The organism is Methylobacterium sp. 275MFSha3.1, assembly GCF_900108435.1.
In the GTDB taxonomy this organism is placed as follows: Bacteria; Pseudomonadota; Alphaproteobacteria; order Rhizobiales; family Beijerinckiaceae; genus Methylobacterium.
Map to the genome: position 1 here is coordinate 1 of NZ_FNWP01000041.1, position 26,858 is coordinate 26,858.

Genomic DNA, 26,858 nt, shown 5'->3' on the forward strand with positions numbered 1-26,858 from the left:
CTAGAGGCTGTTACGGACCTGCGGCTGCGCCAGTTTTGGTGGAATGCAGTCCCGCCATGCCTATCCGTCCGATGTCAGCGATGAAGAATGGGCGCTGGTCGCCCCTTACCTGACCTTACTGCCTGAGACGGCCTCCCAGCGCGAGCATAGCCTGCGGGAGGTGTTCAACGGGCTGCGCTACGTGGTGCGATACGGCGTGGCTTGGCGTGCAATGCCCCACGATCTGCCGCCCTGGCACGCCGTGTACGATCAAGCCCAACGTTGGCTGAGGGCGGGCTGCTTCGAGAACCTGGTCCATGACCTGCGCGCCGTGCTGCGCATGGCGTCGGGTCGTGCCGAAGAGCCTTCGGCCGTGGTGCTCGATAGCCGGACGCTGCGCTCGACGCCCGAGAGTGGTGCCCGCGCCGCTTGGGACGGACATAAGCGCACCCGGGGTTCGAAACTGCACGCGGCCGTCGATACGCTCGGTCAGGTCCTGGCCCTGCACGTCACGCCCGCCAATGCCGACGACCGCGCCGCCGTGGCGAGGTTGGCTGATGCCGTGCAGGAGGCGACCGGCGACAGCGTGAACCTCGCCTATGTCGATCAAGGCTACACCGGCGAGCGTGCGGCGAAGGCAGCAGCCGATCACGGCATCGCTCTGGAGGTCGTGAAGCTACCCGAGGCCAAGCGCGGTTTCGTGCTGCTGCCACGCAGATGGGTTGTCGAGCGTGCCTTCGCTTGGATGGCCCGCTTCCGCCGATTGGCTCGCGACTACGAGCGCCTGCCAGCCACTTTGGCCGGATTGCACCTCGTCGCCTTCAGCGTCCTGCTCCTCCGAAGGGCCGCCGACTACGCTGCAGTTCGTAACAGCCTCTAGGCACCCACGTGGGAGGCGACGGTGGCCTGAGCGCGGCCGGCTTGTTCCGCATCAGGATGGCGTCGACAGCCGCCGGCAGGTTGCCGGCGTCGGAAAGCCGGATCACACTCGATTGCGCCATGCCGGTCGGCCCGATGTTGAAGTACAGCGGGCAGCAGGCGTCGAAGGACGGCTGAGGCACCGGCTTGGCCAGCGCCTTCCGGACGGGGCGACGTACTTCTCGACGGCCTGCGCGAAGAAAGCGTCTACTGAGCCTTCGTGATCGTCAGCCCGGGCTTCCCCACGATAAGATCCGAGACGTTCGCGATCCCGGTGCCGATGGTCCAGACGTCAACGGAATCCTTGTAGGCGGTCAACCGCTCGCCTTCGCGCGCCTCGGGGCTGGGCGCCCGATCGGAGAGAGACCCATGCTGGGCTCCGTTTCGGCCGCGAATGGCGAGGTGGACGCGGCCGACGCCCGAGAGGCCAGTAGCCCGGGCCGCCCAGCGCGACAGATCGATCACTCGGCCCGCGATGAAGGGGCCGCGGTCGTTGATCCGCACGAACACCGACCGGCCGCCATAGGTCACCCGCACCCGGGTCCCGATCGGCAGGCTGCGATGCACCGCAATTAGACTGTCGGGTGCGAACCGACCGCCGTTCGCGGCGCGGTGGCCGAAGCCGTCCCAAGAGGCGACTTCGGAATGGGGCGCGGCGTCGATCCTGCGAGTGGAAGGCACGCGAGGGCGGCCTGGGCCGGGAAGCGCAGGGGTTTCAGAAATCCTTGAGGCTGGAGCTTAGGAGGGGGCGTATGCGACCAGCGCGTCGGCCCGGGTCGCGAGCTGCACAAGATCGATCGGAATGCCCGAGACCACGAAGGCATGGACTGCCAAGACCGTGATCGGATCGGACAGCTGCAGCTCGGTCGCGAGATTCTCCTCCTCCTGGCGGTCAGGATCGAATGCGATAAAGCCCTACACCTGCTCTCAAAGCCCTATCTCGGAGAACACGCGTTCCAGCCCGAGCTCGGTGCAAGAGGCCGGGGAGAAGATGGAGGAGACTGGCGGCGAAAACCGAAATTGTTGCCGCCTAACTGATGCGTCAGGCCTATGGGTTCGTGCAGGCCTTGGCTTTCATGAGCCAGCAATCTTTCACATCGTGAATTTCGTGATTGCAACCCTGCCGCTCGAATTGGTCACTGATCGTTTTGCAGGAGCCCGTAACTGATTGCTGATCGCGCGGGCGCAGCCACCGCCTCAAGACCCTCATCACCTCGAGCACCCGGCCGCAGAAGGACGTGCACCCGCGTGTACTGCCGCGCTCATGGGCTCGAACCCAGTCGATATGCGACACCGGCTCAGGAGCAGAATGCCCGACACGGGCTACGACGAGCAGGGCGAACACCGCGCACGTAAGGGCCCTACGCTGACCCGCCTTATGCTATTAGGCATCGTTGCCCGCCGCGGGCGCCTGGATCGGCCACAATGCGTCTACCTCTGCTCGCCACCACCTTGCTGCTTCTGCCCGCTCCAGCCTCGGCGCTGTGCCAGTGCGTCTGCGTGCTCGGCGAGATGAGGCCGATCTGTCAGCCGACGGATCTGACGGTGCCGATCTGTCAGGGGATCTGCGAAACATCGGTCCGACCAGAACGTCTATCGACGCCCCTGGCGGGCGGTAGAATTCAGTTCAACCCAGCGGAGACGACCAATCCGTCGCCGGGCGGTCTCGTGACCGAGGAGCCGAACCTAACCACCAATCGCTATGGGCAACCCTTGGGAACGCCGGACCAACTCTCGGGCAGCGTCGGATCCAATCTTTTGTCTGGCAGCGGAGGTGGGTCGAGCGCCTCCGGCGGAAGCACACGTTGAGAACGAGAGCGCTCCCGTCGGCGAAGCAGGCATACTCGGTCAGATACAAGCCGCGGGGAAGCGAAGCTAGCGGTAGCGGAGCGCGACCACCCATGAGCAAAGCTCACGTCTGGCCTAATGGATTGCCCCAGAACCTCGCATCTTTGCGAAGCCGGTGTTCCTATCATTCAAAGTTATTAATATCAATCAATGAATTGATGCGTCACCCGTTAAATATCGCATCGACGGTCACAACAGATCAGCGGCCGCATAATAGCCGATTGTGTATACTGCGCTTGTTACATGCCTCTCACGAGAAAAGAAGTCGAATGATAAAAGCGTCGATTCAATACCAACTTCTTATCCATCAAATATAGCAGAGTCGCAAAATTATAATTGCCGCACTCCTGCGGCGCTCAAGTGGGGACGAGATGTGGAAGGAGGTGTGTGCTGCGCATAAACCAACCCAACCTACACGGCGTCGTCGTCGAAGCTAAGCAAAACTCGGCAAGTTTATGTGAGACATTTTTCTCTGAGATTATGCTTGCCTCATGGCGAGATATGCCGCTCGTGACATAAGAATTGGCGATTGTTGACGTGCATTAGCTGCCAATGAGACGTACCGGCCGAGATCTCAAATGTGCCCAGACCGAGTTTGCTGGCTTAGCCCAAGGACAGGCGGCTAAATTGACCGAGCGAGCAGGTAAGACTGCGCGTGAGCATGTACCATCCATCAGATGTTAGTCACTGACGGTCCCGCGCATACAGCCTTTAAGTTCAGGCTATTGATGCAAGGATCAAAATGCGGAGCTGTCGCGATGTCCGATATACTGAAAGTTGGCGGTCGCCTGCCTGGTGCCGGACAGCGCAACATCGATCTTCGTCTAAACACCCGTGAAGCATTGCTCGTTCATCGCGCGCTACGTGACAAGGAAGCGACGCTGCGCAAGGAGGCTTGGTGGCTCGGTGAGAAGAAGGACCAGGATGGCGCAGATGTTCTAACCCGGGAAGCACAAGAGTGCGACGCATTGGCTGATCGCATCGCACGCATTCTAGACTCGACAATAGGGATTAAGCGCTGACACAGGCCAAGATCAGAAAACAGGCATACGGTATGAGCTACGCGATGGAAGATTAACTCCGCGGAGATCTTCGCGATTACCTGCTTAGCCGGATTTTGCCCTCGATGAATCTTCTACGGTTACGGCCTTGTGCTCGGTTAAAACAACGGTCAAGGAGCTGGTGATATGGAAAGGAGACGTCCGGCGAGCAAAAATTAATTCAGGGTTGCCTATTGAGACTGCGTTCATGACACGGCAGGCACGGGCAATGAAGTAGGCGATGCAGTTCACGGGATGCTGCCATGCGGAACTGAGACAAGGCGCTCAGGACCTACACTATGTCCTAGAAGTGCGGTCGGCTGCACGTGGTAGATAATAGGTTCAGCGGTCCGGCCACCGTCCCGTCGGCATCAGTCAGATCTGCCTTGTAGCGCAGGTCCGTCAGGCTATCCTGACGCCCAGTGGTCTGAACTCGCACATGGCGGATTTGGATCAGGCTTTGGCATCCTCCCGACATAATCGCCATCCCAGTCGCTCAGTCCCGCTCCGGCTTCTTGTCGGATGGGCTCTTCAGCGTGGCAAACGGCAGAGCGTGAGACGAGCACGATGACCATTATGCCTATTGCACCGTAGACACGGCCCGCGATCATCGTCAGACGATGTTCCTATAGATAAACGATCGGAAAAGAAATGAACGATACTGAGGAGGCGCGGCTTCACAAAGAATTAGAGGAGCTGCGCGAGGCGATGCAAGAGCTGAAAGTACGCGCTGCGCTCGAAGTCTCCGAAGCAACCCATCGGATGGAAGCCATGCGCGCAGTTCTCAGCGCTCTTTTGAAATGTATTGGTCCACGAGCCGTAAAGCGCGCACGCTTTCAAGAGCTGATCGCTCAAGAAAGCAAGAACACGGCCAACCATGGGCCGGCCTCAGTCCGGCACGAGGTGCTGCTCGCGGAGACCCGTAGAGTGCTGGATAGGAGGCGGTAGGCGAGTTTGAAGGAATTCGGGAGCAGGAGCGCTGACCGCTTCAAGGCTGACCGTTGCGGCAATGTTCATGTGGTCCGAATGAATTGTTGGACGCTCGACTCGATTGGGCTATCATCGAGATTTTCAGATAGACGGAGGCTGAAGGTTGCCCGCCCCCACGATCACGCTCAAGGATATCGTCCAAGAACAAGACTCGTCCGGTCGACAGCTCGGCTGGCGCGTCACCCTTATTGTCGCAGAAGAGGGAGAAATCGTCCATGAATACAGCACCTGGTTCAGAGGTGAGATGGATAACCCTTCGCATTATGAAGCTTGCGCGCGAGCTGCTCTACATAGACTAAGTCTCGCTCTGACCCGACCGAGCGATGCAGTAGAGTCCGCACAGGGTTATATGCTGGATCGAGGGCCGATGGATGCGCGCAAACAAAGCTGGGGGTAGCGGCTTCAATCGTGGACAGATCCAGCATCAAAACGCAGAGCAGAGACGAATCTGCAATGTGACTCGCGCCGAACATATGCCTGCAGCGATGTTATCCGAATCGTCGCCAAATTTATTAATGACCATATTATCCATGCCATATGCTGCGCTCCGATGGCGCCCGACAAATCGGTGGCAACATTCGAAATCGTTGCGGAGATTGGTCATTGGGGGCACTTGCCAGACCATCTGGGCCTCTACTCCCGATCAGCCGTAGTTCCTACGCCGCATAGTCGCAAAACGGACGTCTCGCTTATTCAATATTAGGCACCAGCCTAATCAGAGCCAGTTTTTACTCGCATTGCCATAAGAATTATAACGGGCGCACCCGTCAGTCATTCGAAATTCCTTTTCCTAAATGCACCTGCCATCAAGTCGCTCTTCGTACCAAGTCGCGCAGGTGTTGCAGGAATGAGACTCATTTTCAACCTAGAATATGTATAGCTTGTGGCACGTCGCCGTCCTTGACTAGGACCCTACCGCGTGTTCCGAATTGAGATCAGATCATTGAGCGCCACGATCTGGCGTGCGCCCACGTTCATGGAGACGCAGGCGTTCAATGAGGCGATCCAGATCGCAGATCGAATGGCTCGGGCGTGCCGCAAGACAGCTTCAGCCAGCTGCGGCGCGACTCGGAACTGGGTCATACAAATCACTGGCGAATCGGGCGAAATTTTCTACCGCGCACCGGTGGGATGGGCATGATCGCGCATATTCTCTTCAGTTTGTCCGTGCCTGCAACGACGACAGCTGCCGCGCTCCTATGGGCAAAATTTGTCGCGAACGGCATGGAGAGCCTGGATCAAGGGTCAGAGGTCGATAGAACGAATTCCGTGCGTGATATCAGGACGTGGTAAGAGTGCGATGATGCATCCTTGACACCGATTGGCTCAAGGACGTCGTAGGCAATCCGCTCGACGCATTCGGCATTTCATCGAACACGGGCAGGGGGCGACGTGGATTTTCACCACTCTCCGCCGACTCGCCGTCACTGCTCAGGTCGGGATCAGTCGACTGGGGCGCGGGCCACCTTTATACGCGCCCGGTGACCGGACCGTTATCGGCGTGTCCGAGCACGCAGAGGAACCGGCGTGGCGGACAGCGTAGCAATCGTCGGCTTGGGCTATGTTGGCCTTCCGCTCGCTCTGGCGTTCGGCCGCGTGCGCGTCACGATCGGTTACGAGCAGGCCGCCGACAAGGTGGCCGCCTACAGGTCGGGTCACGACCCAGCAGGCGAGATCGACGCAGAGGCGTTCCGGACCGCCGCGCACCTCGCGATCACCGACGACCCGGCCGCGTTGAGCGTGGCGGACGTGATCGTCGTCACGGTCCCGACCCCGGTGGACGCGGCGCAATGCCCCGATTTCGACCTGCTGATCCGAGCCTCGGACCTCGTCGGCCGACATATGCGGGTAGGCGCGACCGTGGTGTTCGAGTCCACCGTCTATCCCGGTGCCACTGAGGAGGTATGCATCCCGGTCCTGGAGCGAGCCTCGGGCTTGCGCTGGAAGACGGATTTCTTCGTCGGCTACTCGCCCGAGCGAATCAACCCGGGCGACAAGGAGCACAGCCTCGCCCGGGTGGTGAAGATCGTCGCCGGCGACACGCCCGAAACCCTGGAGCGGCTGAAGGCCCTCTACGGGTCGATCATCGAGGCCGGGCTCCACGCCGCCTCGTCCATCCGCGTGGCCGAAGCCGCCAAAGTCATCGAGAACACCCAACGCGATCTGAACATCGCGCTCATGAACGAGCTGTCGCTGATCTTCGACAAGCTCGGCCTCGACACGCAGGAGGTCCTCGCGGCAGCTGGGACCAAGTGGAACTTCCTGGCGTTCCGCCCCGGGCTGGTCGGCGGCCACTGCATCGGCGTTGACCCCTATTACCTGACTCACAAGGCCGCGATGATCGGCTACCACCCGCAGGTGATCCTGGCTGGGCGGCGTATCAACGACAGCATGGCGGCACACGTCGCCCGCAGCACGGTGAAGCGGATTGTCCGGCACGGCGGCGCCGGGCGGGCGCGGGTGATCGTGCTCGGCCTGACTTTCAAAGAGAACTGCGCCGACCTGCGAAACTCGAAGGTCGCCGACCTCGTGCGGGAGTTGGAGGAGTTCGGCTGCGCAGTCTCGGTCCACGATCCTCGCGCCGGCAAGCCGGAGGCCCAGGCCGAGTACGGCATCGATCTCGTCGATTGGGCCGACCTGCCCGCCGACGCGGACGCGGCCGTGATCGCGGTCCCGCACCGCGACTACGCCGGGCTCGGTCCGGATGCGATCGCCGCCCGGGTGAAGCCCGGCGGCCTGATCGTGGACGTGAAGGCGCTCTTCGAGAAGGCGCCGTTCGCGCGGCTGGGCTACGAGGTCTGGCGGCTGTGAGGACGGCCGCGCCGAGGCCGGGACAGCGGCGAGACGCGCGGCGAGACGCGCGGCAAGACGCTCGGCAAGACCCGCGGAACGCAGCGCGGGAGGACCCGCGATCATCCGGACGACGAGGGAACACGCCATGGACGAGACGGGCCACGACCACCGGCCGCCCGCGCCCGGCGACGCGGCGGCGCTCGCGGAGCGGCACGCCCGCTATCCCGACGCGCAGATCCGCGCCATCCTGAACAGCACGCGCACGATCGCGCTAGTGGGCGCCTCGGCGAATCCGGCGCGCCCGAGTTGGATCGTCCTGAAATACCTTCTCGACCGGGGCTATGCGGTGACGCCGGTCAATCCCGGCCTCGCCGGCCAGGACCTGCTCGGGCGCCGGGTGGCCTCGTCCCTGGCCGAAGTCCAGGCTGCACTGGGCGACCAGCCGATCGACATGGTCGAGATCTTCCGTAATTCCGCCGCCGCCGGATCTCTGGTCGACGAGGCGCTGGCGCTGACGCCCCCGCCGAAGATGATCTGGATGCAGCTCGGCGTGCGCGACGACGCGGCCGCCGCCCGGGCCGAGGCGCGCGGACTGACAGTGATCATGAACCGCTGTCCCAAGATCGAGTACGGTCGCCTCTCCGGCGAGATCGGCTGGACCGGCGTGAACTCACGGATCCTCAGCGCCCGGAAGCCGGTGCTGGCGGCCAAGGGCGTCCAGAAGCTCACCATCGCGGAGCGGGGCCGGCGCGGCGACTGAACGCGATCCTCATCCGGTTCATGACAGCATCCGGTGGCAAGGCTGATCGGTCGATCGCACCCTCATCCTGCGGTGCGGGCGCGGCGGAGGCGTCCAAGGCAAACTCCAGCCAGCTGAGCAATCCGTGGAGCCCTTCACCACGAGCGCCACCACGCTCCGGCACCCTAGCCGGCACTCCAGGATGCAGTGGTGGCGTTGAGAGCCCTCCCGGGCATGCGCAGTCGCGTGCCCCCAAGTGCGCGGTATTATGATACCTCAATCATCAAACCCCCGTGATTGCTCGTCTTTTCGCGATTTTTGATTTTGCTGTTGACCCGGCATCCGGGGCCGTCTATGCACCCGCCATCGCCGCCGCGTGCGCCCCACGCGGCGGCTCGTTTTTCGGCACCCCGATGTCCGCGGATCCCGACGCGTCGGGGTCCGGTCCGTCGGAACCCCTGGGATTTGGCTATGAAGACCACCTCGCTGAAGCCCGCCGAGGTCGACAAGAAGTGGATCGTGATCGACGCGGAGGGCCTTGTCGTCGGCCGCCTTGCGTCGATCGTGGCGATGCGCCTGCGCGGCAAGCACAAGGCCGCCTACACGCCCCACGTCGATTGCGGCGACAACGTCATCGTCATCAACGCCGAGAAGGTGAAGTTCACCGGGCGTAAGTACAATCAGAAGAGCTATTTCTACCACACCGGCTATCCCGGCGGCATCAAGGAGCGGACTGCCAAGTTCATCCTCGAGGGTCGGTTCCCCGAGCGCGTGGTGGAGAAGGCCGTCGAGCGCATGCTGCCCCGCGGCCCGCTCTTCCGCCAGATCCTCGGCAATCTCCGCGTCTACAAGGGCTCCGAGCACCCGCATGAGGCCCAGCAGCCGCAGGCGCTCGATGTCGGCGCCCTCAACCGCAAGAACGTGAGCGCTTGATCATGGCGACCCTGCAGTCCCTCGCCGACCTCAACCGGGCGAATGCCGGTGCGGTCGACCCCGCTAACGAGGCACCCGTCCACGTCCAGAAGCTGGACGCGCAGGGCCGGGCCTACGCCACCGGCAAGCGCAAGGATGCGGTCGCCCGCGTCTGGATCAAGCCCGGCAACGGCACGGTCACGGTTAACAAGCGCCCGGTCGAGACGTACTTCGCCCGCCCGGTGCTGCGCATGATCCTGCGCCAGCCGCTGGAGATCGCCGGCCGCGTCGACCAGTACGATATCACCGTCACGGTGGCGGGCGGCGGCCTCTCCGGCCAAGCCGGCGCGGTGCGCCACGGCCTGTCGAAGGCCCTGACCTACTACGAGCCGGAGCTGCGCGGTCCGCTGAAGCGTGAGGGCTTCCTCACCCGTGACGCCCGCGTGGTCGAGCGTAAGAAGTACGGCCGCAAGAAGGCCCGCCGCAGCTTCCAGTTCTCCAAGCGTTAAGACTTCCGGTCACACCGGCGTCACGGAGAGGGCGGCTCCTGCAGGGGCCGCCCTTTTGCGTTTCCAGGGCCCGACTTCTGGATTCCGACACGGCCGTTGACAGCAGGTAGCCACGCGCTCACCTGATCGGCGGCCGCGGGCCCCGACTCGGGCGGCGTAACAGGACTTCAAGAGCGAGACGGACGATGGCTGGCGACGGCGTACAGAAGCCCACCGTGTTCATCGACGGCGAGGCCGGCACCACCGGGCTCGGCATCCGCGAGCGCCTGGAGCGCGACGGGCGGGTCACCCTTCGCAGCATCGCGCCGGAGCACCGCAAGGATCCGGCGGCGAAACGCGCGCTGCTCGCCGAGGTGGACCTCGTCGTGCTCTGCCTGCCGGACGAGGCCGCCAAGGAAACGGTGGCGCTGGCTGACAGCCTGCCCGGCGGCGGCCCGCGCATCCTCGATGCCAGCACCGCTCACCGGGTCGCGGAGGGCTGGACCTACGGCTTCCCGGAGCTGACCCGCGAGCAGGGGGCGGCGGTGGCCCGCGCCAGGCGGGTCGCCAATCCCGGCTGCTACCCCACCGGCGGCGTCGCGCTCCTGCGCCCACTTGTAGAGGGCGGCCTGATCCCGGCCGACCACCCGATCAGCGTCAACGCCGTCAGCGGCTACAGCGGCGGCGGCAAGAGCATGATCGAGGCCTACGAGCAAGGCACGGCGCCGCCGTTCCAGCTCTACGGCCTCGGCTTCGCCCACAAGCACCTGCCGGAGCTGCAGCGCTACAGCGGGCTCACCCGGAGACCAATCTTCGTGCCGTCGGTGGCCAACTTCCGGCAGGGCATGCTGGTGAGCGTGCCGCTCCACCTCGAGACACTTCCGGGCCGGCCTTCGGCTTCCGATCTCGAGGCGGCGCTACGCGACTGGTATGCCGGGCAGAGGCTGGTGCAGGTGGTGCCGGGCGCCGGAACCGGCGCGCACCGCGAAAAGATCGAGCCGGAGGACCTCAACGACACCGACCGGCTGGAACTGCGCGTGTTCGGCTCGTCCGAGCACGGACAGGCGGTGCTGGTGGCCCGCCTCGACAATCTCGGCAAGGGCGCCTCCGGGGCGGCTGTTCAGAATCTCGGGCTGATGCTCGGACTCGACCGCTGACAACGCGACTCGATCACGTTCGGTCTGTCTCAAGAGGGCCAGTGCGCGAGACCGGGGGATGAGATTCAGCGGCGGTGAATCCGTCGAGGAGAGAGCCGACGTGATCCGGCCTCGTGCCGACCCAGCGATAGAACGATGCGCTTTGGAGCTGCCGTTCGCGGATGTCGCGCGTCATTGGAGACGAGCGTCGCGGGCAGGCCGTGCGACCAAGACCGTCATCTCAGGCGTGGGCGTCGACGCACACGCCGCCCCTCCCCACCGAAATCGAATTCCAATGTATTGCGAAGAAAAATCCTCATCAAACCATCAGCGCCTAGACAGATAAACTCGCAGTTTTTGTCGATCGCGCCAATGATATTCAATCACGCAAGACAGCTTCCACGCTAAAACCTGCCACCGAGACTGCGGCCTCAACCTGTTGTTGCCTTGCCGAGACGCCGGTTCTATACGAATGGGACCTCAGACCAGAACGCGAATAGGTTTATTTTCCAAACATTAAGACCATTCCGATGGCGGTCACGATGACAAATCGGGCAAAAACGCGCTCTATTCTACAGCCCCTCAGTTACGAGATCTGCGCGATCTACACTCTGATCGACGCAAGATTTCAGTTCAGGGTAGATCTCCGATATGAATATGCACAATAGTGTCGAAATTGCCACCGAGAGTAATTTCGACGCGGAGCGTTATTTAGCGGCCAATCCGGACGTCCGAGCCGCAGGAGTTCCGGCGCGTCTCCACTTCGATCTCTTCGGCCGGCGCGAAGGCCGCACGCAGGTCGCCGTGCAGCCTGACGCGGCTGCATTCCGCATCAGTGTCGTCGGGAACTGCCAAGCCCCTGTCCTGGCGTTGTGCCTGCGCGCGATGTTGCCCGACGTGGAAATCCACGGACTCCATCTCGGCATCTCGAGCACAGAGGTCGTTGGGACCAGTGATATCATCTTTTTGCAAACTGAATTCTCAAACCTCAAAAATGACCACGCGTTCATCTCAGAGGATAAAATCCAGAAGGTTAAATTGTGGCCGACATTCTATCACGCGGGATTTCATCCTGACCTTGTCTATGCTCGTGCCGGCGGTGCGTCGCTCAAGAGCCCGATGCACGACTACAATTCGGCGCTGACTCTCTATGGATGGTCGCGAGGCTTGACGGTCCAGCAAACCTTGAATCTATTCTGCGAAGATGTCTTTGACCGCCTCGGCTACTTCACCTACGCGGCCAGCTCGGATGCTCGCTTCGTGGAAGATTGCAGCCAAGCGGGCCTCGACGGTGAGGCGCTCCTGACTGCGCTGAAGCGCGATGCCCCATTCTGCCACGCCGTCAATCATCCGAAGCTCGCCGCGATGGCCCACATCGCGGAGAGCGTGCTGAGATCGGTCGATCTCGCACCTTCGGCCCACAACGTCGGTCGCTTCTTAGGCGACCCTCTGCTGTCCGGTCCGGTCTGGCCGCTCTACCCTGAGATTGCCGACCGGCTCTGCCTCGAGGGCAGCTACGATTTCAAAACCGCAGGCGTCCCTGGCCGCATCCTCGATCTTGAGCGCTTCGTTGCCGGCTCCTTCGACCTGTATCGAGGTCGGGAACCGTCTGATATTAGCTGCGATCGGCTGGAAGCGCAGTCCGATCTGTACCGAGATCTCGAAAATCTCGTTGTCTCAGGGCGTCGACGTGGTTCGAATCCGTATGCCAAGTTGCCGGATCACCATTTCTGGCGCCGCGCCGTCGCGGATGTCGCACCGGCCGACCTCGACCCGGTCATCGCGCCCAAGTTCCGACTGAGTGTCGATGAACGGATCGCTACTGCTGGCAGTTGCTTTGCACAGCACATCGCTCGGACGCTGATCGATCGAGGATTCAACTACCACGTCACTGAACGCGGCTCTGACGGCCTCGACCTGTTTAGCGCTCGCTTCGGCAATATCTACAGCGCTCGGCAGCTCCTTCAGCTCGCCCGTCGCGCATATGGCTTGTTCGAACCACACGACACCGCGTGGCGCCGTCCCGATGGACGCTATGTCGATCCCTTCCGCCCCCAGGTCGATCCAGCAGGTCACGCTTCGGAGGAAGAGGTGATCGCGGCTCTGGCGGACCACCTCGCCGCTGTCAGGCGCATGTTCGACGAGAGCGACCTGTTCATCTTCACCATCGGCCTGACGGAAATCTGGGAGTCGATCGGTGACGGGGCGGTGTTCCCTCTCGCTCCCGGCGTCGTGGCACGGCCGCCGGATCCGTCACTGTATCGGTTCGCGAACATGACGGCAGAGGAAGTTCGCCGTGATTTGGAAGCATTTATCGCCTTCATCCGCACGCGAAATCCCGACCTGAAGATTCTGTTTACCGTTTCCCCTGTACCACTGGTCGCCACCTACGAGAATCGACATGTTCTCGTGTCGACGATCTACAGCAAGTCAGCACTTCGAGCGGCAGTTGGTGAAATTTGCCAAAAACATCATAATGTCGATTATTTTCCATCGTATGAGATTATAACCAGTTCCGCCAACTCGTTTACCTACTTCGAGTCCGATCTCCGCTCTGTGACGGATAGCGGCGTCGCCCATGTTATGCGCGTCTTCGACCGTCACTACATGGGGCGAGCGCCCGAGCCAAAGGTCGGTCAGGACGCGTCATTGCGGGCGGAGTTTGCACGATCCTCGAAGATCCTCTGCGATGAGGAAGCACTCGACGCTACGAACTGATGGTGCGCAACGACGCGTAGGAGACGTGGCGGAGCGTGTTAACCGATCGAGCCGCGCGCAAGGTAATGCGCGCGGCCGTGGGATCGCTGACGGAGCTTCGGCAAAGCCGAAGGCCCGCACGACGATGAGCGCCATGGGAGCGCCAAGAGAGCGCCAAGAGAGCGCCAAGAGAGCTCTGTGAATCCGCATCGGTCCGTCGACCCACACGCCCGCTTTCCTCGACGACCATCAAGGTGAAATCCTTCGTCTGCCGGGGATTGCCGCTGGCTTTCACGTGCGTTCTTTGTAGGCCGGCGAGCCCCAGGTTTGTTCAGCGTGACGGTGATGAGCGTCATCGCTGCCGGTTGGGTGACGAGATATCGAGGACGTCGTGCCCTTCGCCTCGCTCTGAGGGCACCTGAGCAAGGTGTTCGAGGCTCTCAGACAGGTTGCGGGACATCAGCCGCGCTTGGCCTCGCCTCGGCAGGTACGACGGGCAACCCGGTCGAAAATACAGAGACTCAAGCCAGCCATTCGGACGCTCGCGTTTGCACCCAACACGCGATTGATCGCTGCGACGCCGGCCGATCCTGCGGGTGCGCGGCACCACCCAAGCGTCCCCCCAAGAACACGCCGGCCAAAATCCGAGGTCGATAAGCTTTGCTGCATAAGCGCTTAGGGATCATTCGGTATGGAAGTGGTCCCGGCATCCGAGTGTCCAAACAGCCACTCCGTCTCTCCAAACCGTACACGATCCGATGCCTTGCACTGTTCTGGGGGCGGCGGCGTCCGCTGGATCGGCGAAGACGTGCGGCGGTATCGCAGACCGCGACGGCGACGTGGGCTTACACCGTCATCGGCGCTCGCCGCTCGAGCGTGTTCCCGCCGGTGCGAACTAAAAGCTCGATCGCTGAGTAACGATTCACCGCGCGATCATCAGCGATGGGGTGTTGAGGCTTGGCCATAAACTCGCCTCTCTGGCCGGACAAGGAGTAACGAAGAGAGGTGAGTCCGAGCATGACGAAAAGGATATGGTCCGTCACGAACACACGGCAAATCTTCAAAGACCGTTGGATCAGCGTGCGCGCCGACGATTGTGTCACGCCGACAGGTGCGACGATCGCACCTTATTACCTCGTCGAGTCGAACGATTTTGTCCACATGCTCGCCTTCGACGCGTCCGATCGCGCGATCCTCGTCCGCCAGTATCGACACGGCTTCGCCGGTCTGACGCTCGAGCTCCCGGGTGGGATCATGGATGAGCGGGAGACCGACGTCACTGGCGCGGCAGCCCGCGAACTGAGAGAGGAGACGGGCTACACCGGCGGGAGGCTGAAGCACCTCATCACTCTCTCCCCCGATCCGGGCCGCTACACGAACCGCGTTCATCTCGTGCTGGCAGAAGGGGTCATCGCGGGGATCGCTGCTCCGGAACCGACGGAGGACATCGAGACCGTGCTGGTTCCACGCCACGAATTAGTGTCTCTGGCCTGTTCAGGTGCGGTGACGAACGCGGGACATGTCGGTCTCATCCTGCTCGCCCTCACGCGCGCCGCAGACGCCTGAACACGACGCCCTCGCGCGGAATTCGAGGTCGTCGATCCGCATCCGCAGGCGAGCACGTTGCTGGGATGACCACGGGCCCGTGCCGCTGCGCCGACCTTTGGAGCCGACCCACGTGCCGGGGAATCTGCACGTCGAGGGTCCCTTTACGGAACGTGCACCCGACTGTGATCTCAAGCGTGGCCGCACCGCCACATCGGTGAGTTTAAAGCGCGTCGGCGGCCGCATACGCCTCGGTGCGCATGCCGATCGTCTATGCTGGACGACCTCGGTTCGCCCGACCCGGGCATCGTCGGCCACCGTATCGACGGTCGCTGGCGGGCGGCGCTGGCCGGCGAGAACCCGAAACTCCCATGCCGACCCGCTTCGAGTCGGATCAGAGAGGAACAGTCGATGCTGCGCAAGACGGCGCACACCGCCCTGATGGCCGCCCTGGCGGCTGGATCTGCCGGCGGTTGCACGTACCTGCCCGCGGCGGGTCCGACGGCGAGCGCGATCCAGGCCGGGGCTGAGGTCGCCACGGCCGACGGGGGCCTGCTCGCCCGCTACGAGATCATCGACGTCACTCCCTCCGTGGTCGAGGCCCTGCGCGGCCGGCCGCTGGACAGCCTGCTCGCCTCCTTCGGCGACCACCGCCCCTCCTCCGAGCCGGTCATCGGCATCGGCGACATGGTCTCGGTCTCCGTCTGGGAAGCCGGGTCCGGCGGCCTGTTCTCCGGGCCCCTCGTCGCCGACCGCTTCTCCGCAGGCTCCAAGTCCGCCCTCATCCCCGAGCAGCCCGTCGGGCGCGACGGCGCCATCTCGGTGCCCTACGCCGGCCGCATCAAGGTCGCCGGCCGCCGCACCCAGGACGTCCAGGCGCTCATCGAGAACGAGCTCGCCGGCAAGGCCATCCAGCCGCAGGTGCTGGTCTCGGTCACACGCCCGATCTCCCAGGCCGTCACCGTCACCGGCGAGGGCGCCGCCGGCGCCCGCCTGCCGCTCTCGGGCCACGGCGACCGCATCCTCGACGTCATCGCCGCCGCCGGCGGCAACCGCGCGCCGGTCAACGAGACCTTCGTGCGGCTCTCGCGCGGGCCGGTGACCGCGACCGTGCCGCTGACCACGGTGGTGTCGAACCCGCGGGAGAACATCTACCTGCGGCCCAACGACGTGCTGACCCTGGTGCGCGACCCGCAGACCTTCATCGCGGTGGGCGCGCTGGGCAACAGCACCGAGCTGCCGTTCCAGGCCGACGGGATCACGCTGGCGCAGGCGCTGGCCAAGGCGCGCGGCCTGTCGGACTTCGCCGCCGACCCGGCCGGCACCTTCATCTTCCGGTTCGAGCCCGCCAGCGTCGTGCGTCGTCTCAGCCCCGGCTCGAAGCTGCTCGGCACGCCTTTGGTGCCGGTGGTCTACCGGATCGACATGCGCGACCCCAACAGCCTGTTCGTGTCGCAGGCGTTCCGGATGCGCAACCGCGACCTGATCTACGTGTCGAACGCGCCCTTCACCGAAGTCCAGAAGGCACTCACGGTCTTCAGCGGCGTCACAGGTCCCGTCTCGAACGCCGCCCTAGGCTACTATTATCTGAAGTGAAGCCATCGGAGGCTCGAGCCGCCGGAATGTATGTCCGGCTGCTCGGACCGAGCGCCCATTCGGGCCGTTCGGGTTGACTCGATCTGCACCCGAGCCTTAGCAGCCGGGCATCTTCGGGACGGGACGGGTTCATGACGGCCAAGCGAGCGCTGATCACGGGAGTGACGGGCCAGGACGGCGCGTATCTGGCGCAGCTGCTCCTGCAGAAGGGCTACGCCGTCACCGGCATCGTGCGGCGCTCCAGCCATGCCGGCGTGTTCGATCACCGGTTGAAGTGGCTCGGCATCCTCGACGATGTCGAACTGGTCGACGGCAACCTGCTCGACCAATCCGCCCTGCTGCGCATCGTCCAGGCGGCCAAGCCCGACGAGATCTACAACCTCGCGGCCCAGTCGTTCGTGACCTCGTCCTGGCAGCAGCCGCTGCTGACCGGGCAGGTCACCGGCCTCGGCGCGGTGCACATGCTGGAATGCCTGCGCTCGGCGGCGCCCCAGGCGCGCTACTACCAGGCCTCGACCTCGGAGATGTTCGGCCTGATCCAGGAGGCCAAGCAGAGCGAGTCGACGCCGTTCTACCCGCGCTCGCCCTACGGCGTGGCCAAGCTGTACGCGCACTGGATGACGATCAACTACCGCGAGAGCTTCGGGCTGCACGCGTCGAACGGCATCCTGTTCAACCACGAGAGCCCGCTGCGCGGTGTCGAGTTCGTCACCCGCAAGGTCACCGACGCGGTGGCGCGGATCAAGCTCGGCCGGCAGAAGGAGCTGCGGCTGGGCAACATCGACGCCAAGCGCGACTGGGGCCACGCCCGCGACTACGTGCAGGCGATGTGGCTGATGCTGCAGCAGGACCGCCCGGACGATTACGTGATCGCCACCGGCCGGACCACGACGGTGCGCGACATGTGCGAGATCGCGTTCAAGCACGTCGGCCTGAAGGTGGACGACCACCTGATCGTCGATCCGGCGCTGTTCCGGCCGGCGGAGGTCGAGGTGCTGCTGGGCAACCCCGCCAAGGCCAAGGCGACCTTCGGCTGGGAGGCCGAGACCAGCCTCGAGGCGCTGATCACCGAGATGGTCGACGCCGACATCAAGCGCCTCAGCGCCAACGCCTGAAGATCTCCGACGCGCCTCGGAGCGGCATGATCTCTGGCCGGACTTCGTGGCGGTCGCCACCGAACCACCCCGCAACGGGTGAGAGACTAGAATCGCGCGGTGGCCCAGCCCATGATCCGTCGGGCTCGGGCCTGGATCGGACAGTATGACCACCGCACATCACACGACCGAGGACTACGCTTTCGCGCAGGCCGAGTTCTACACGCACCGAAGAACCCTCGCCGGATACGTGGCGCTCCTGTCGGAGGCGGCCCGCCTGTTGCGCGATCACACCGACCGCGTGACCATTGCGGGGGTCGGACTCGCGTCTCAGCAACCTGGATCGCCCATGATCGACGGTCGGGCGCTGCCTGATCCCGGCGACATTCAGCGCATGCTGGTACTGTACCGTGGCGCCTATGCTCGGCTGCGCACGACCTGGGACGGCCTGCCCCCCGCCGAGCGCGACGGCCTCCGCCCCCCGCCTCCGGACCTGCCGACCCTGCAACCCGCGACGGCGTAGAACAGGTGGCTTCGGCGAGAACGCCAACGCCGAACAGCCGCTGTGGGCCGATACAGGCCGGAAGCCCTCGATCGGAGATCGAGGCGGAGGATTTGGGTGCGCAGATTGCGGCTCACCCGGCCCGTGGCGCGTCGCCCCCCCGAACACCGCAAGCAGTGCGATCGACGTCCGGGCAGAATGTCGACGCGGTTGCACAACGCAGGATCGGCCCCGTCCCCATCCGGGTCAGATGACCGGGGGCGACTGCTTACGACCCGGCCGGCCGCCGGCAAACTCGTCGACAATCGCCGACGTCTCGAGACCTCGCCGTTGCAGGTCACCGGAGGCGCCGTTATCAGTTGCGCCCGTTTTAAAGCTCGGGACCACATGGACGACTCGCAGCATTCCTCCCCGTCGGATTCGGTTGGCCTCGCGGAGGTTGCGAACGGTGCATCCGTCGAGGCGGATCCGATCACCCGCGCGATACGGGAATCCGGGCTGTTCGACGCAGTCTGGTATGCCGCACGGCATCCTGAGGCGGACGACCCGCTCGCGCATTACGCGAGCCACCAGAACCAAGCGGAGATCGACCCAAACCCCCTGTTCGACACCGAGTGGTATCTGCGCAAGCATCCCGAGGCGACGGCCTCCGGCCAGACGGCGCTTCTGCATTACCTGGACAACGGCTCCCAGCCTGGCGTCGATCCTGGACCGCTGTTCGACAGCGCGTGGTATGCGGCCAAACACCCGGATGTCGCGACCGAGGATGGTCCCCTCCTGGGTCATTTCCTCCGGACCGGCGCGCGGTTGGGTTACGATCCGAATCGACTGTTCGACACCGCTTGGTACCGCGAGCAGGCGAAGGAAGCCGGGGACAACGCGATCCTGCATTATCTCGCGCGTGGCGCAGTCGCGGAACTGGACCCGCACCCGGCCTTCGACACGTCCTGGTACTTCCTGTGCAACGATGACGTGGCCGCGGGCGGCAAGAATCCGCTGCACCACTTCCTGCGCGACGGCGGCTTCGAAGGCCGCAAGGCGCATCCTCTGTTCGACGCGGCTTGGTATCTGCGCCAGCGTCCGGACGTCGGCGAGGCGGGCCTCAATCCGCTGCTGCACTTCCTCGCGGATGGTGGCCGCGAAGGAGTCGACCCGCACCCGTTCTTCGCGAGCGCTTGGTATCTCGCCCGACATCCCGAGGTCGCGGCGACGGGCGAGAACCCGCTCGTCCACTACCTGCGGATCGGCGCGCGGCTCGGCTACGATCCGCACCCGCTGTTCGACACGGCTTGGTACCGGGAGACCTTCCCGGACGCGGGCGAGAACGCGCTGCTCGATTATCTCGGCCGAGACCCTGAGGATGGTGCCGAGCCGCACCCGCTGTTCGACTCGCCCTGGTACCTTGGGCAGGTTCCGGACGTCGCCGAGGCCGGGATGAACCCGGCGATCCACTATCTCACCGACGGGGCGCGGGCGGCGCTGAGCCCCCATCCGCTGTTCGACCCGGCCTATTACCTGCGGCAGGTCCCGGACGCCGCAGACGCCCGGGCCAATCCGCTGCTGCATTATCTGAAGGATCGCGGCGAGACGGATCCGCATCCGCTGTTCGACGCGTCGTGGTATCTGGAGCGCAATCCGGGTGTCCGGGGCCTGAACCCGCTCCTGCACTATCGGATGCGCGGGGCCGCGCTCGATCCCCATCCGCTGTTCGATTCCGCCTTCTACCTGTCCCGCAACCCGGATCTCGTCGAGACCGGTCGCAGCCCGCTCGCGCATTTCATCGAGGGCGGTGCCGCCGAGGGACGCGATCCCTGTCGGTTGTTCGACACCTCCTGGTACCTGGAGCGCAACGCGGACGTGGCCGCCTCCGGGCAGAACCCGCTGGTCCACTTCCTCGGCGATGGCGGGCGCGAAGGTCGCGATCCCCACCCGCTGTTCGATATCGGATGGTATCGCTCGCGCGTCCCGGGGCTCGGGGACGTCAACCCGCTGGTGCACTACCTCGCGCACGGCATCCGGGCTTGTGCAGATCCAAACCCGCTGTTCGACACCGCGTGGTACCGCGCGCGCCATCCGGAACTCGGCCCCGACGAGGATCCGCTCGTCGACTACATCGAGCGCGGCGTCCATATCGGCTCCGAGCCGCATCCGCTGTTCGACGGCGGCTGGTACCTGCGGACCTATCCGGAACTGGTGGACGCCTTCGAGACGCCGCTGCACCACTACCTGCGCCTCGGCGTCGCGGAGGGCCGCGACCCGAGCCCGGATTTCTCGACCAGCTGGTACCTTGAGCGCCATCCGGACGTCGCCCGCGCGGGCCTGAACCCGCTCGCTCATTACGCGGTCGCGGGCCGCGTCGAAGGCCGGGCGCCGCTGCCGCTCGAAACACTCCACGCCCGCCGCGTCGCAGCCGAGCGTCTGGCGCTCGCCGCCGAGATCCAGGACATCCACCGGCACATCGCATTGATGGTCGTGCAGCCCACCTTCGTCGTGCTGATCGACGGCGCCGATGGGCAAGCAATCAGGCGGACGGAGGCGTCGCTCGACCGGCAGATCTACGGGCGCACGCTCGCCTGCGACAGCCGCGAGTCCGCGCGCGACGCCCTGCGGGACCGAACGGACAGCTATCTGATCTGGCTGGCGGCCGGCGACGAGCTGCCGCCCCGGGCGCTCTACGACCTCGCCTGCGACGTCAACCGCGCGCCCGACACCGACCTGATCTACGGTGACGAGGAGGTCAGCGGCCCGCGCGGCCTCCTGCCGTTCTACAAGCCCGGCTGGAGCCCGGACTACATCGAAAGTTTCGACTATGTCGGCCGCGCAGCCTGCTATCGAGGCGCGGCGGTGGCCGAGTTCCTGGACGCAGCGGCTGGCCCGCTCGAACTGACCCTGCGCCTCGGCGAGGCCGGTGCCCGGATCCGGCACCTGCGCCGGATCCTGCTGCGCGGCCCGGATCGGCGCTTCGGCGCCGACGAGGTCGAGCGCACGGTGATCGGCGAACACTTGGCGCGGACAGATCGCGTGGACGCGCGCATCGAGGTCGCGGTCGGCGCGCGCCGCTACGCGATAGCGCCGGGCCCGCGCTCCGAGACCGTCTCGGTCGTGACCCTGCTCGCTCTGGGCGCTGCGGGCGAGGAGGCGCGCGCCGTCGAGGCCTTCCTCGAGCGGCTCGCGGCGATCCGCGACGGGTCGAGCCACGCCCATCTCGACCTGATCGCCGTCCTCGACCGGGAGGCCGGCGACGCCGAGACGGCTGCGCTCCGCTCGGCCGGGTGCCGGCCCGTCGTCGCCGTCGAATTTCAGAATGATCCGGTCCAGCGCTTGACTGCCGGCGCCCGAGCGGCGTCAGGGGAAGTCCTTCTGTTCCTCAACCCGGATCTGGAGCCGGTGGAGCGTCACTGGATCGAGCGCATGTTGATCCAGGTCACCAAGCGCGCGGTCGGCGCGGTCGGCGCGCGTCTCGTCGACGGTGACGGGCAGTTCCGTCACGCCGGTATCGTGGCGAATGCGGGAATGCCGGAGCCTGTACGGGAGGGCAACGGCGGGCCCGACGGCTACTTCTTCAGTGCGGCGGCCACCCGAAACTTCCTGGCCGTCAGCGGGGAGTGCCTGATGACCCGGGCAGAGACCTTCCGCGCGGCCGGCGGGCTCGACCCGGATCTCGGCCCCGCGCTCTGGGACGTCGACTACTGCCTCGCGCGGCGCGCGGCCGGCCAGAGGGTCGTCTACGAACCGAGCGCGATCCTCGCGGATGTCCGACCCAGACGGGCGCCGCGGGCGCGTGCGGTCGAGACCGATCGCTTCGCGCGGCGCTGGGGCGCCCGGATCGCGCACGATCCGTACTACAACGAGGCGTTCCTGAAGCTCGGGCCGCCGAACTACGACGGGCGGCCGCTTCCCTGAGGCTCGACGCCCGAGTTTACGGGACCGATCGCTTCGATTAGTCCGCTCGTCGAGATCAACCGCGCGCTGTCGCCGTCCGTCCTCCTCAACGCCAAGCTGTCATGAGCCCGATCGATCCGATCCTCGCACCCGCAGCGCCGGCCGCGGGCGCACCCGCACTGATCCGAGAGGTAGCGTGATGGCGCCCAGCTTCTCCTGGGGCAGGCAGGGCGGCCTGACCGGACTCGGCCGCACCCTCGGCCGGGGGATCACCCGCACCGGCCTCGGCCACACCCTCAGTGCAGGCCTCCGTCAGGGCAGGGGTGTTCTGAACGGGCTCGACGGCCTCTACTATCGCTGGGCGGGCGCGCCGGACACCCGCGCGAGCCGCAATCCGCTGGTGCGCTTGGCCGCGCGCGGCGGCCTGCCGCCCTCGACCGACCCCACCTCCGAGGCGGAGCAGATCGCAGCGCTCGCGCCCCATTTCGACGCCGCCTTCTACGAGTCCTGGTACGGCATCGCGGGCGAGGCTGGACTGCGCGACTATCTCCGGATCGGCTGGCGCCGGGGCCGGGATCCGCGTCCGGATTTCTCGACCGCCGACTACCTCGCCGCGCGCCCCGCCTTGGCACGCACCGACATCAACCCGTTCCTGCATTATCTGCGCGCGTTGCACGATCGCGGTATCCACGCGATCCCACGCCCCGATGCCCGGCGCGCCGCCCGCCTCGCGCGGCGCCTCGTGGACGGCGACTACTATCTTGCGGGTAATCCAGACCTGAAGGCCGCGGGCGTCGATCCGGGCGGACATTACATGAGCTCCGGCTGGCGCGAGGGCCGGGACCCGTCGCCCAACTTCGACGTCCCGTATTACTGTTTGAGCCGGGGCATCAGCTACGAGGCGGAGAACCCGCTGCTGCATTACGTGCTGAACGGCGGCAAGGCCCGACCGCTCAGCGAGGACGAGGCGGTCGCGTTCCGGATCGAGACGATCGCGCCCTACTTCGACGCCGTCTACTATCGCGGCCTGGACGACGATCGTCCCGACGAGACACTGCTGCGCGCCTACGCCGCCGGGGAATGGCGCCAGATGCGCAGCCCGCGCCAGGAATTCGATCCGGCCGGCTACGTGCAGGGGCGCGCGGAGAACCGCGCGGTGCGCGGCGATCCGTTCTTCCGCTACGTGGCCGAAACGCTGCTCGCGGGCGAGAAGCCCTTCGAGGGGCCGGGGCGGATCAACTTTCCGGCGGTCGACGACGCGTGGTACCGGTCGACCTATGCCGACGTGCGCGGCGGCGGCGTCAGGCCCTACGTGCACTTCGCGAGCGCCGGCTGGCGTGAGGGCCGTGACCCGGGCCCGCGGCACTCGACGCTCTATACCCTGCTTCGCGTCTGCGGGTTCCGCCCCGAGCGGCCGCCCGTCGAGGACACCGCCTGGATCGCCGAGATCGGCCGTGAGCCGGTCGATCGCGAGGCCTACCTGCGCCTGCAGGCTGCCCTGGCGGCGCTGCATTTCGATCACACCTTCTATCGCCGACGCTACGGTGTGCCCGACGACGTCGACGCGATCCGCGACTATTGCGAGCGCGGCTGGCGTACGGGACGCAATCCGCGGCCGGACTTCAACGGGCAGGATTATCTCGACGCGCACGGCTATGTGCTGGAGACCGGGGTGGCGCCCTTCGTCCACCATCTCGCCACCGCGCTGATGCTCGGCGTGGATATCGGTGCGTCTTTCGACCCGCGCTACGGCACGCCGCCCTCCGAGGAGGACGACGCGCTGATGGACGAGGCTCTGCTGATGGAGCCTCACTTCGACGCCGCCTTCTACGCCAAGCGCTACCCGGACGTGGCCGGCGCCCGCGGCGGCCCGCTCGCTCACTTCGTCGCCCACGGCCAGCACGAGGGCCGGCTGCCGAACAACCACTTCTCGTACGATTTCTACGGCAAGGCCTACGGCCACCTGCTCGCCGCGGGTGAATCGCCGTTCCTGCATTACGTCCGCACCGGACGCGCGGCCGGACTGATGGCCTCGGCCGAGGATCTCGGCACGTGGCCGGCCATGTCCGCGCCCGAGCCGGAGGAGTGGGAGGGTCTGCCCCAGACCCTGCCGATCACGATGGTGGACGTCGTCGTGATCATGCCGATCTACAAGGGGCGCGGCGAGACGCTTCGTGCGATCCACGCGTGCCTCTCGGCCCGGCAGAGAACCCGGTTCGCGCTGCTCGCGATCAACGACCGCTCCCCCGACCCGGAGCTTACCGCGGAACTGGCCGACCTCGCCCGCCGCGGCCTGTTCCACCTCGTCGAGAACGAACGCAACCTCGGCTTTGTCCGCTCGGTCAACCGCGGCCTGTCGCTGCGTCAGGGCAACGCCGTCGTCCTGCTCAATTCTGACGCGCAGGTGTTCGGCGACTGGCTCGACCGTCTCGTCGCCCACGCCGAGGCCCGGCCGCAGGTCGGCAGCATCACGCCGCTGTCGAACAACGCCACGATCTGCAGCTATCCGAAGTTCAACGCCAACAACAGCATGCAGCTGGAGATCGAGCGCCCCGAGCTCGACGCTGCAGTCGCGCGGATCAACCGCGGGCGCCACGTCGAGGTGCCGACGGGGGTCGGCTTCTGCATGTACATGACGGCCGAGGCTCTCGACGTTGTCGGCGACCTCGACGCTGAGGCGTTCGGGAAGGGCTACGGCGAGGAGAACGACTGGTGCATGCGCGCCATCAAGGCGGGTTACGTCAACCTGCTCGCCGAGGACGTGTTCGTCTACCACGCCGGCCAGATCTCGTTCGGGTTGGACGAGGGCGGCGAGTACGACCAGGGCCAAGCGGCGCTGCTCTCCAAGCACCCGGATTATCCGGCCGTCGTCGGCCAGTTCGTCGCCGCCGATCCCGGACGGCACACGCGCGCGCGGATCGACCTGTACCGGCTCGCCCGGCACTTCCGGGAGCGCGCGGTGTTGTTCGTGACTCATTCCTGGGGTGGGGGCATCCAGCGGCACATCGAGGACGTGATCGCACGCCTGCAGGGCGAAGATGCCCACGTGGTGCTGTTCTCGATCGACCGGGACCGGAACATCCAGATCAACGTCTCGAACCGCAGCGGCGACTACCTCTACCTGCCGACGCTGGAGAGCCTGTACCTGCCCCGGGACGAGGCGCAGATCGCCGAGTTCCTGGGGTGGCTGGCGCCACAGCTGATTCACGTGCACTCGCTGGCGGGGCTGCGCTGGTCGGAGGCGCGGACGATGATGCGCCTCGTCTCGGAGTCGAACCGGCCCTATGCGTGGACGCTGCACGACTACTCGCCGGTCTGCCACCGCAACCACTTGGTCCAGCCCGACGGAACCTATTGCGGGCTCGCCCCCGTCCCGGTCTGCCGCGGCTGCCTGACCGCGGATATAGGAGCCTACGAGGAGCCGGATCCTGAAGAGCGGCGGGCGGTGTTCGGCGCCTTCCTGGCCGGCGCCGCGCGGGTGTTCGCGCCCTCGCACGACACTGCCGGTCGGTTGGCAGGGGTTTATCCCGATCTCCCGATCACGGTGCGGCCCCACTTCGAAGCCGACCGTCGGATCCGGCCGGCAATCCGCAAGCGCGCGGAGGGCCGGCGCCGGGTGGTGGTGCTCGGCGCCATCAACATGATGAAGGGCGCGCGCTTCCTCCAGGCGCTGGCCACCGACGTCCGCGACCGGGATCTGCCGATCGACTTCACCATCATTGGCTTCTCCGACCCGGCTCTCCGTCCGGCCCTGGAGGCGGTCGATGTCGCCGAGACCGGCCGCTACATGAGCGACGACGAGGCGCTCGACCTCGCGGCGAAGTCGTTCGCCGACATCGTGCTCCTGCCGGCGATCTGGCCGGAGACCTACTCGTACGCGCTGACGCTCGCATTGCGCACCGGCCTGCCGGTGGTCGCCTTCGATCTCGGCGCGCAGGGCGAGCGGCTGCGCGGCTACGCACACGGGCACGCGCTGCCCTACGCGCTGCTGCACGACCCGTCCGCGTTCAACGACCGGCTTCTATCCGTCGACGTCTCGCCGCGGGGCCGAATTCAGGGTGCGATCCAGGCGGCCGAGTACGGCGATATCCTGCGCGACTATTACGGGCTTGCCCCCGCGGACGCGCCGGGCCGGGCGTCCAAGCGCGCGCTCGAGGACGCGTGATGAACGATTCGACCATGTTGACGATCGTCATCCCGATGGCGGGCCAGGGCAGCCGTTTCTCGGTGGCCGGGTACGCCGACCCGAAACCGCTGATCCCGATCCACGGTGTCCGCCGTCAGCACTCCTGAGACAGATTGAGGGTCTTCACGAACGGAGGATGGCTGGTTCATCGTAGCCCAGGAGCGAAGATGAAACAGACGTCCGGGCCGGCGCGGAAGCCGGCAGAAGCCGTGATCAAGGACATCCGCCGCGCCACGCGCCGGCAGTTCTCGGCGGAGGAGAAGACCCGCATCGTGCTGGAGGGCCTGCGCGGTGAGGACAGCATCGCCGAGCTGTGTCGGCGTGAGGGCATCGCCAGCTCGATGTACTACGGCTGGTCCAAGGAGTTCTTGGAGGCCGGCAAGAAGCGGCTGGCCGGCGACTCGGCCCGTGCCGCGACCGCCGACGAGGTCAAGGACCTGCGTTGCGAGGCGGGTGCGCTGAAGGAGGTCGTGGCCGATCTCGTCGTGGAAAACCGCCTGCTGAAAAAAAGTA

At 65.4% G+C, this 26,858-nt stretch carries 17 protein-coding genes and 1 pseudogene; 17 read left to right on the forward strand and 1 reads right to left on the reverse strand.

Annotation, left to right across the window (positions count from 1 at the left end; genetic code table 11):
* Positions 1-43 precede the first annotated feature (43 nt).
* Complete coding sequence (locus BLW78_RS28665) at positions 44-859, forward strand: IS5 family transposase (RefSeq protein ID WP_091682355.1); 816 nt, start codon at positions 44-46, stop codon at positions 857-859.
* Positions 860-1,314: 455 nt separating this feature from the next.
* On the opposite strand, the pseudogene BLW78_RS28670 reads toward BLW78_RS28665, so the two are convergent.
* Positions 1,315-1,560, reverse strand: a pseudogene (locus BLW78_RS28670) (septal ring lytic transglycosylase RlpA family protein); the annotation flags it as partial.
* 1,943 nt (positions 1,561-3,503) lie between these two features.
* On the opposite strand from BLW78_RS28670, the gene BLW78_RS31140 reads away from it, so the two are divergent.
* From BLW78_RS31140 to BLW78_RS28750, 16 genes are all read left to right on the forward strand, one after another.
* Positions 3,504-3,767: a hypothetical protein gene (locus BLW78_RS31140; RefSeq protein ID WP_139307772.1), complete on the forward strand. Its 264-nt coding sequence runs from the start codon at positions 3,504-3,506 to the stop codon at positions 3,765-3,767.
* A gap of 669 nt (positions 3,768-4,436) precedes the next feature.
* Positions 4,437-4,733 (forward strand): ATP-dependent helicase, encoded by a 297-nt coding sequence (locus BLW78_RS31145; RefSeq protein WP_139307773.1) that lies wholly within the window; start codon positions 4,437-4,439, stop codon positions 4,731-4,733.
* Between the two features lie 1,569 nt (positions 4,734-6,302).
* A complete protein-coding gene (locus tag BLW78_RS28685) occupies positions 6,303-7,586 on the forward strand; it encodes a nucleotide sugar dehydrogenase (RefSeq protein ID WP_091683573.1) in 1,284 nt (427 codons plus the stop codon).
* A 127-nt stretch (positions 7,587-7,713) separates the two neighbouring features.
* Positions 7,714-8,328: a CoA-binding protein gene (locus BLW78_RS28690; protein WP_091683575.1), complete on the forward strand. Its 615-nt coding sequence runs from the start codon at positions 7,714-7,716 to the stop codon at positions 8,326-8,328.
* A 450-nt stretch (positions 8,329-8,778) separates the two neighbouring features.
* Complete coding sequence (gene rplM, locus BLW78_RS28695) at positions 8,779-9,240, forward strand: 50S ribosomal protein L13 (RefSeq protein ID WP_091683577.1); 462 nt, start codon at positions 8,779-8,781, stop codon at positions 9,238-9,240.
* Positions 9,241-9,242: 2 nt separating this feature from the next.
* Positions 9,243-9,728, forward strand: coding sequence for a 30S ribosomal protein S9 (gene rpsI, locus BLW78_RS28700; protein ID WP_091683578.1), 486 nt, complete (start codon positions 9,243-9,245; stop codon positions 9,726-9,728).
* A gap of 185 nt (positions 9,729-9,913) precedes the next feature.
* Complete coding sequence (gene argC, locus BLW78_RS28705; RefSeq protein ID WP_091683580.1) at positions 9,914-10,864, forward strand: N-acetyl-gamma-glutamyl-phosphate reductase; 951 nt, start codon at positions 9,914-9,916, stop codon at positions 10,862-10,864.
* A gap of 630 nt (positions 10,865-11,494) precedes the next feature.
* Positions 11,495-13,561, forward strand: a complete 2,067-nt coding sequence (locus BLW78_RS28715; RefSeq protein ID WP_210186904.1) for a GSCFA domain-containing protein — start codon at positions 11,495-11,497, stop codon at positions 13,559-13,561.
* Between the two features lie 996 nt (positions 13,562-14,557).
* Positions 14,558-15,106, forward strand: a complete 549-nt coding sequence (locus tag BLW78_RS28720) for an NUDIX hydrolase (RefSeq protein WP_091683584.1) — start codon at positions 14,558-14,560, stop codon at positions 15,104-15,106.
* A gap of 390 nt (positions 15,107-15,496) precedes the next feature.
* Complete coding sequence (locus BLW78_RS28725; RefSeq protein WP_091683586.1) at positions 15,497-16,681, forward strand: polysaccharide biosynthesis/export family protein; 1,185 nt, start codon at positions 15,497-15,499, stop codon at positions 16,679-16,681.
* A gap of 131 nt (positions 16,682-16,812) precedes the next feature.
* Positions 16,813-17,796: a GDP-mannose 4,6-dehydratase gene (gene gmd / locus BLW78_RS28730; protein WP_043072932.1), complete on the forward strand. Its 984-nt coding sequence runs from the start codon at positions 16,813-16,815 to the stop codon at positions 17,794-17,796.
* Between the two features lie 145 nt (positions 17,797-17,941).
* Positions 17,942-18,298, forward strand: coding sequence for a hypothetical protein (locus tag BLW78_RS28735; RefSeq protein WP_091683588.1), 357 nt, complete (start codon positions 17,942-17,944; stop codon positions 18,296-18,298).
* A 366-nt stretch (positions 18,299-18,664) separates the two neighbouring features.
* Positions 18,665-22,180 carry a hypothetical protein gene (locus tag BLW78_RS28740; RefSeq protein ID WP_091683590.1) on the forward strand — a complete coding sequence of 1,172 codons (3,516 nt, stop codon included), beginning with the start codon at positions 18,665-18,667 and terminating at the stop codon, positions 22,178-22,180.
* A 178-nt stretch (positions 22,181-22,358) separates the two neighbouring features.
* Positions 22,359-26,324 (forward strand): glycosyltransferase, encoded by a 3,966-nt coding sequence (locus BLW78_RS28745; protein WP_091683591.1) that lies wholly within the window; start codon positions 22,359-22,361, stop codon positions 26,322-26,324.
* Positions 26,324-26,452 carry a hypothetical protein gene (locus BLW78_RS32115; RefSeq protein ID WP_280142489.1) on the forward strand — a complete coding sequence of 43 codons (129 nt, stop codon included), beginning with the start codon at positions 26,324-26,326 and terminating at the stop codon, positions 26,450-26,452. The genes BLW78_RS28745 and BLW78_RS32115 overlap by 1 nt, the downstream gene beginning before the upstream one ends.
* A gap of 60 nt (positions 26,453-26,512) precedes the next feature.
* A partial coding sequence (locus tag BLW78_RS28750) for a transposase (RefSeq protein ID WP_139307774.1) occupies positions 26,513-26,858 on the forward strand: 346 nt, incomplete at its 3' end.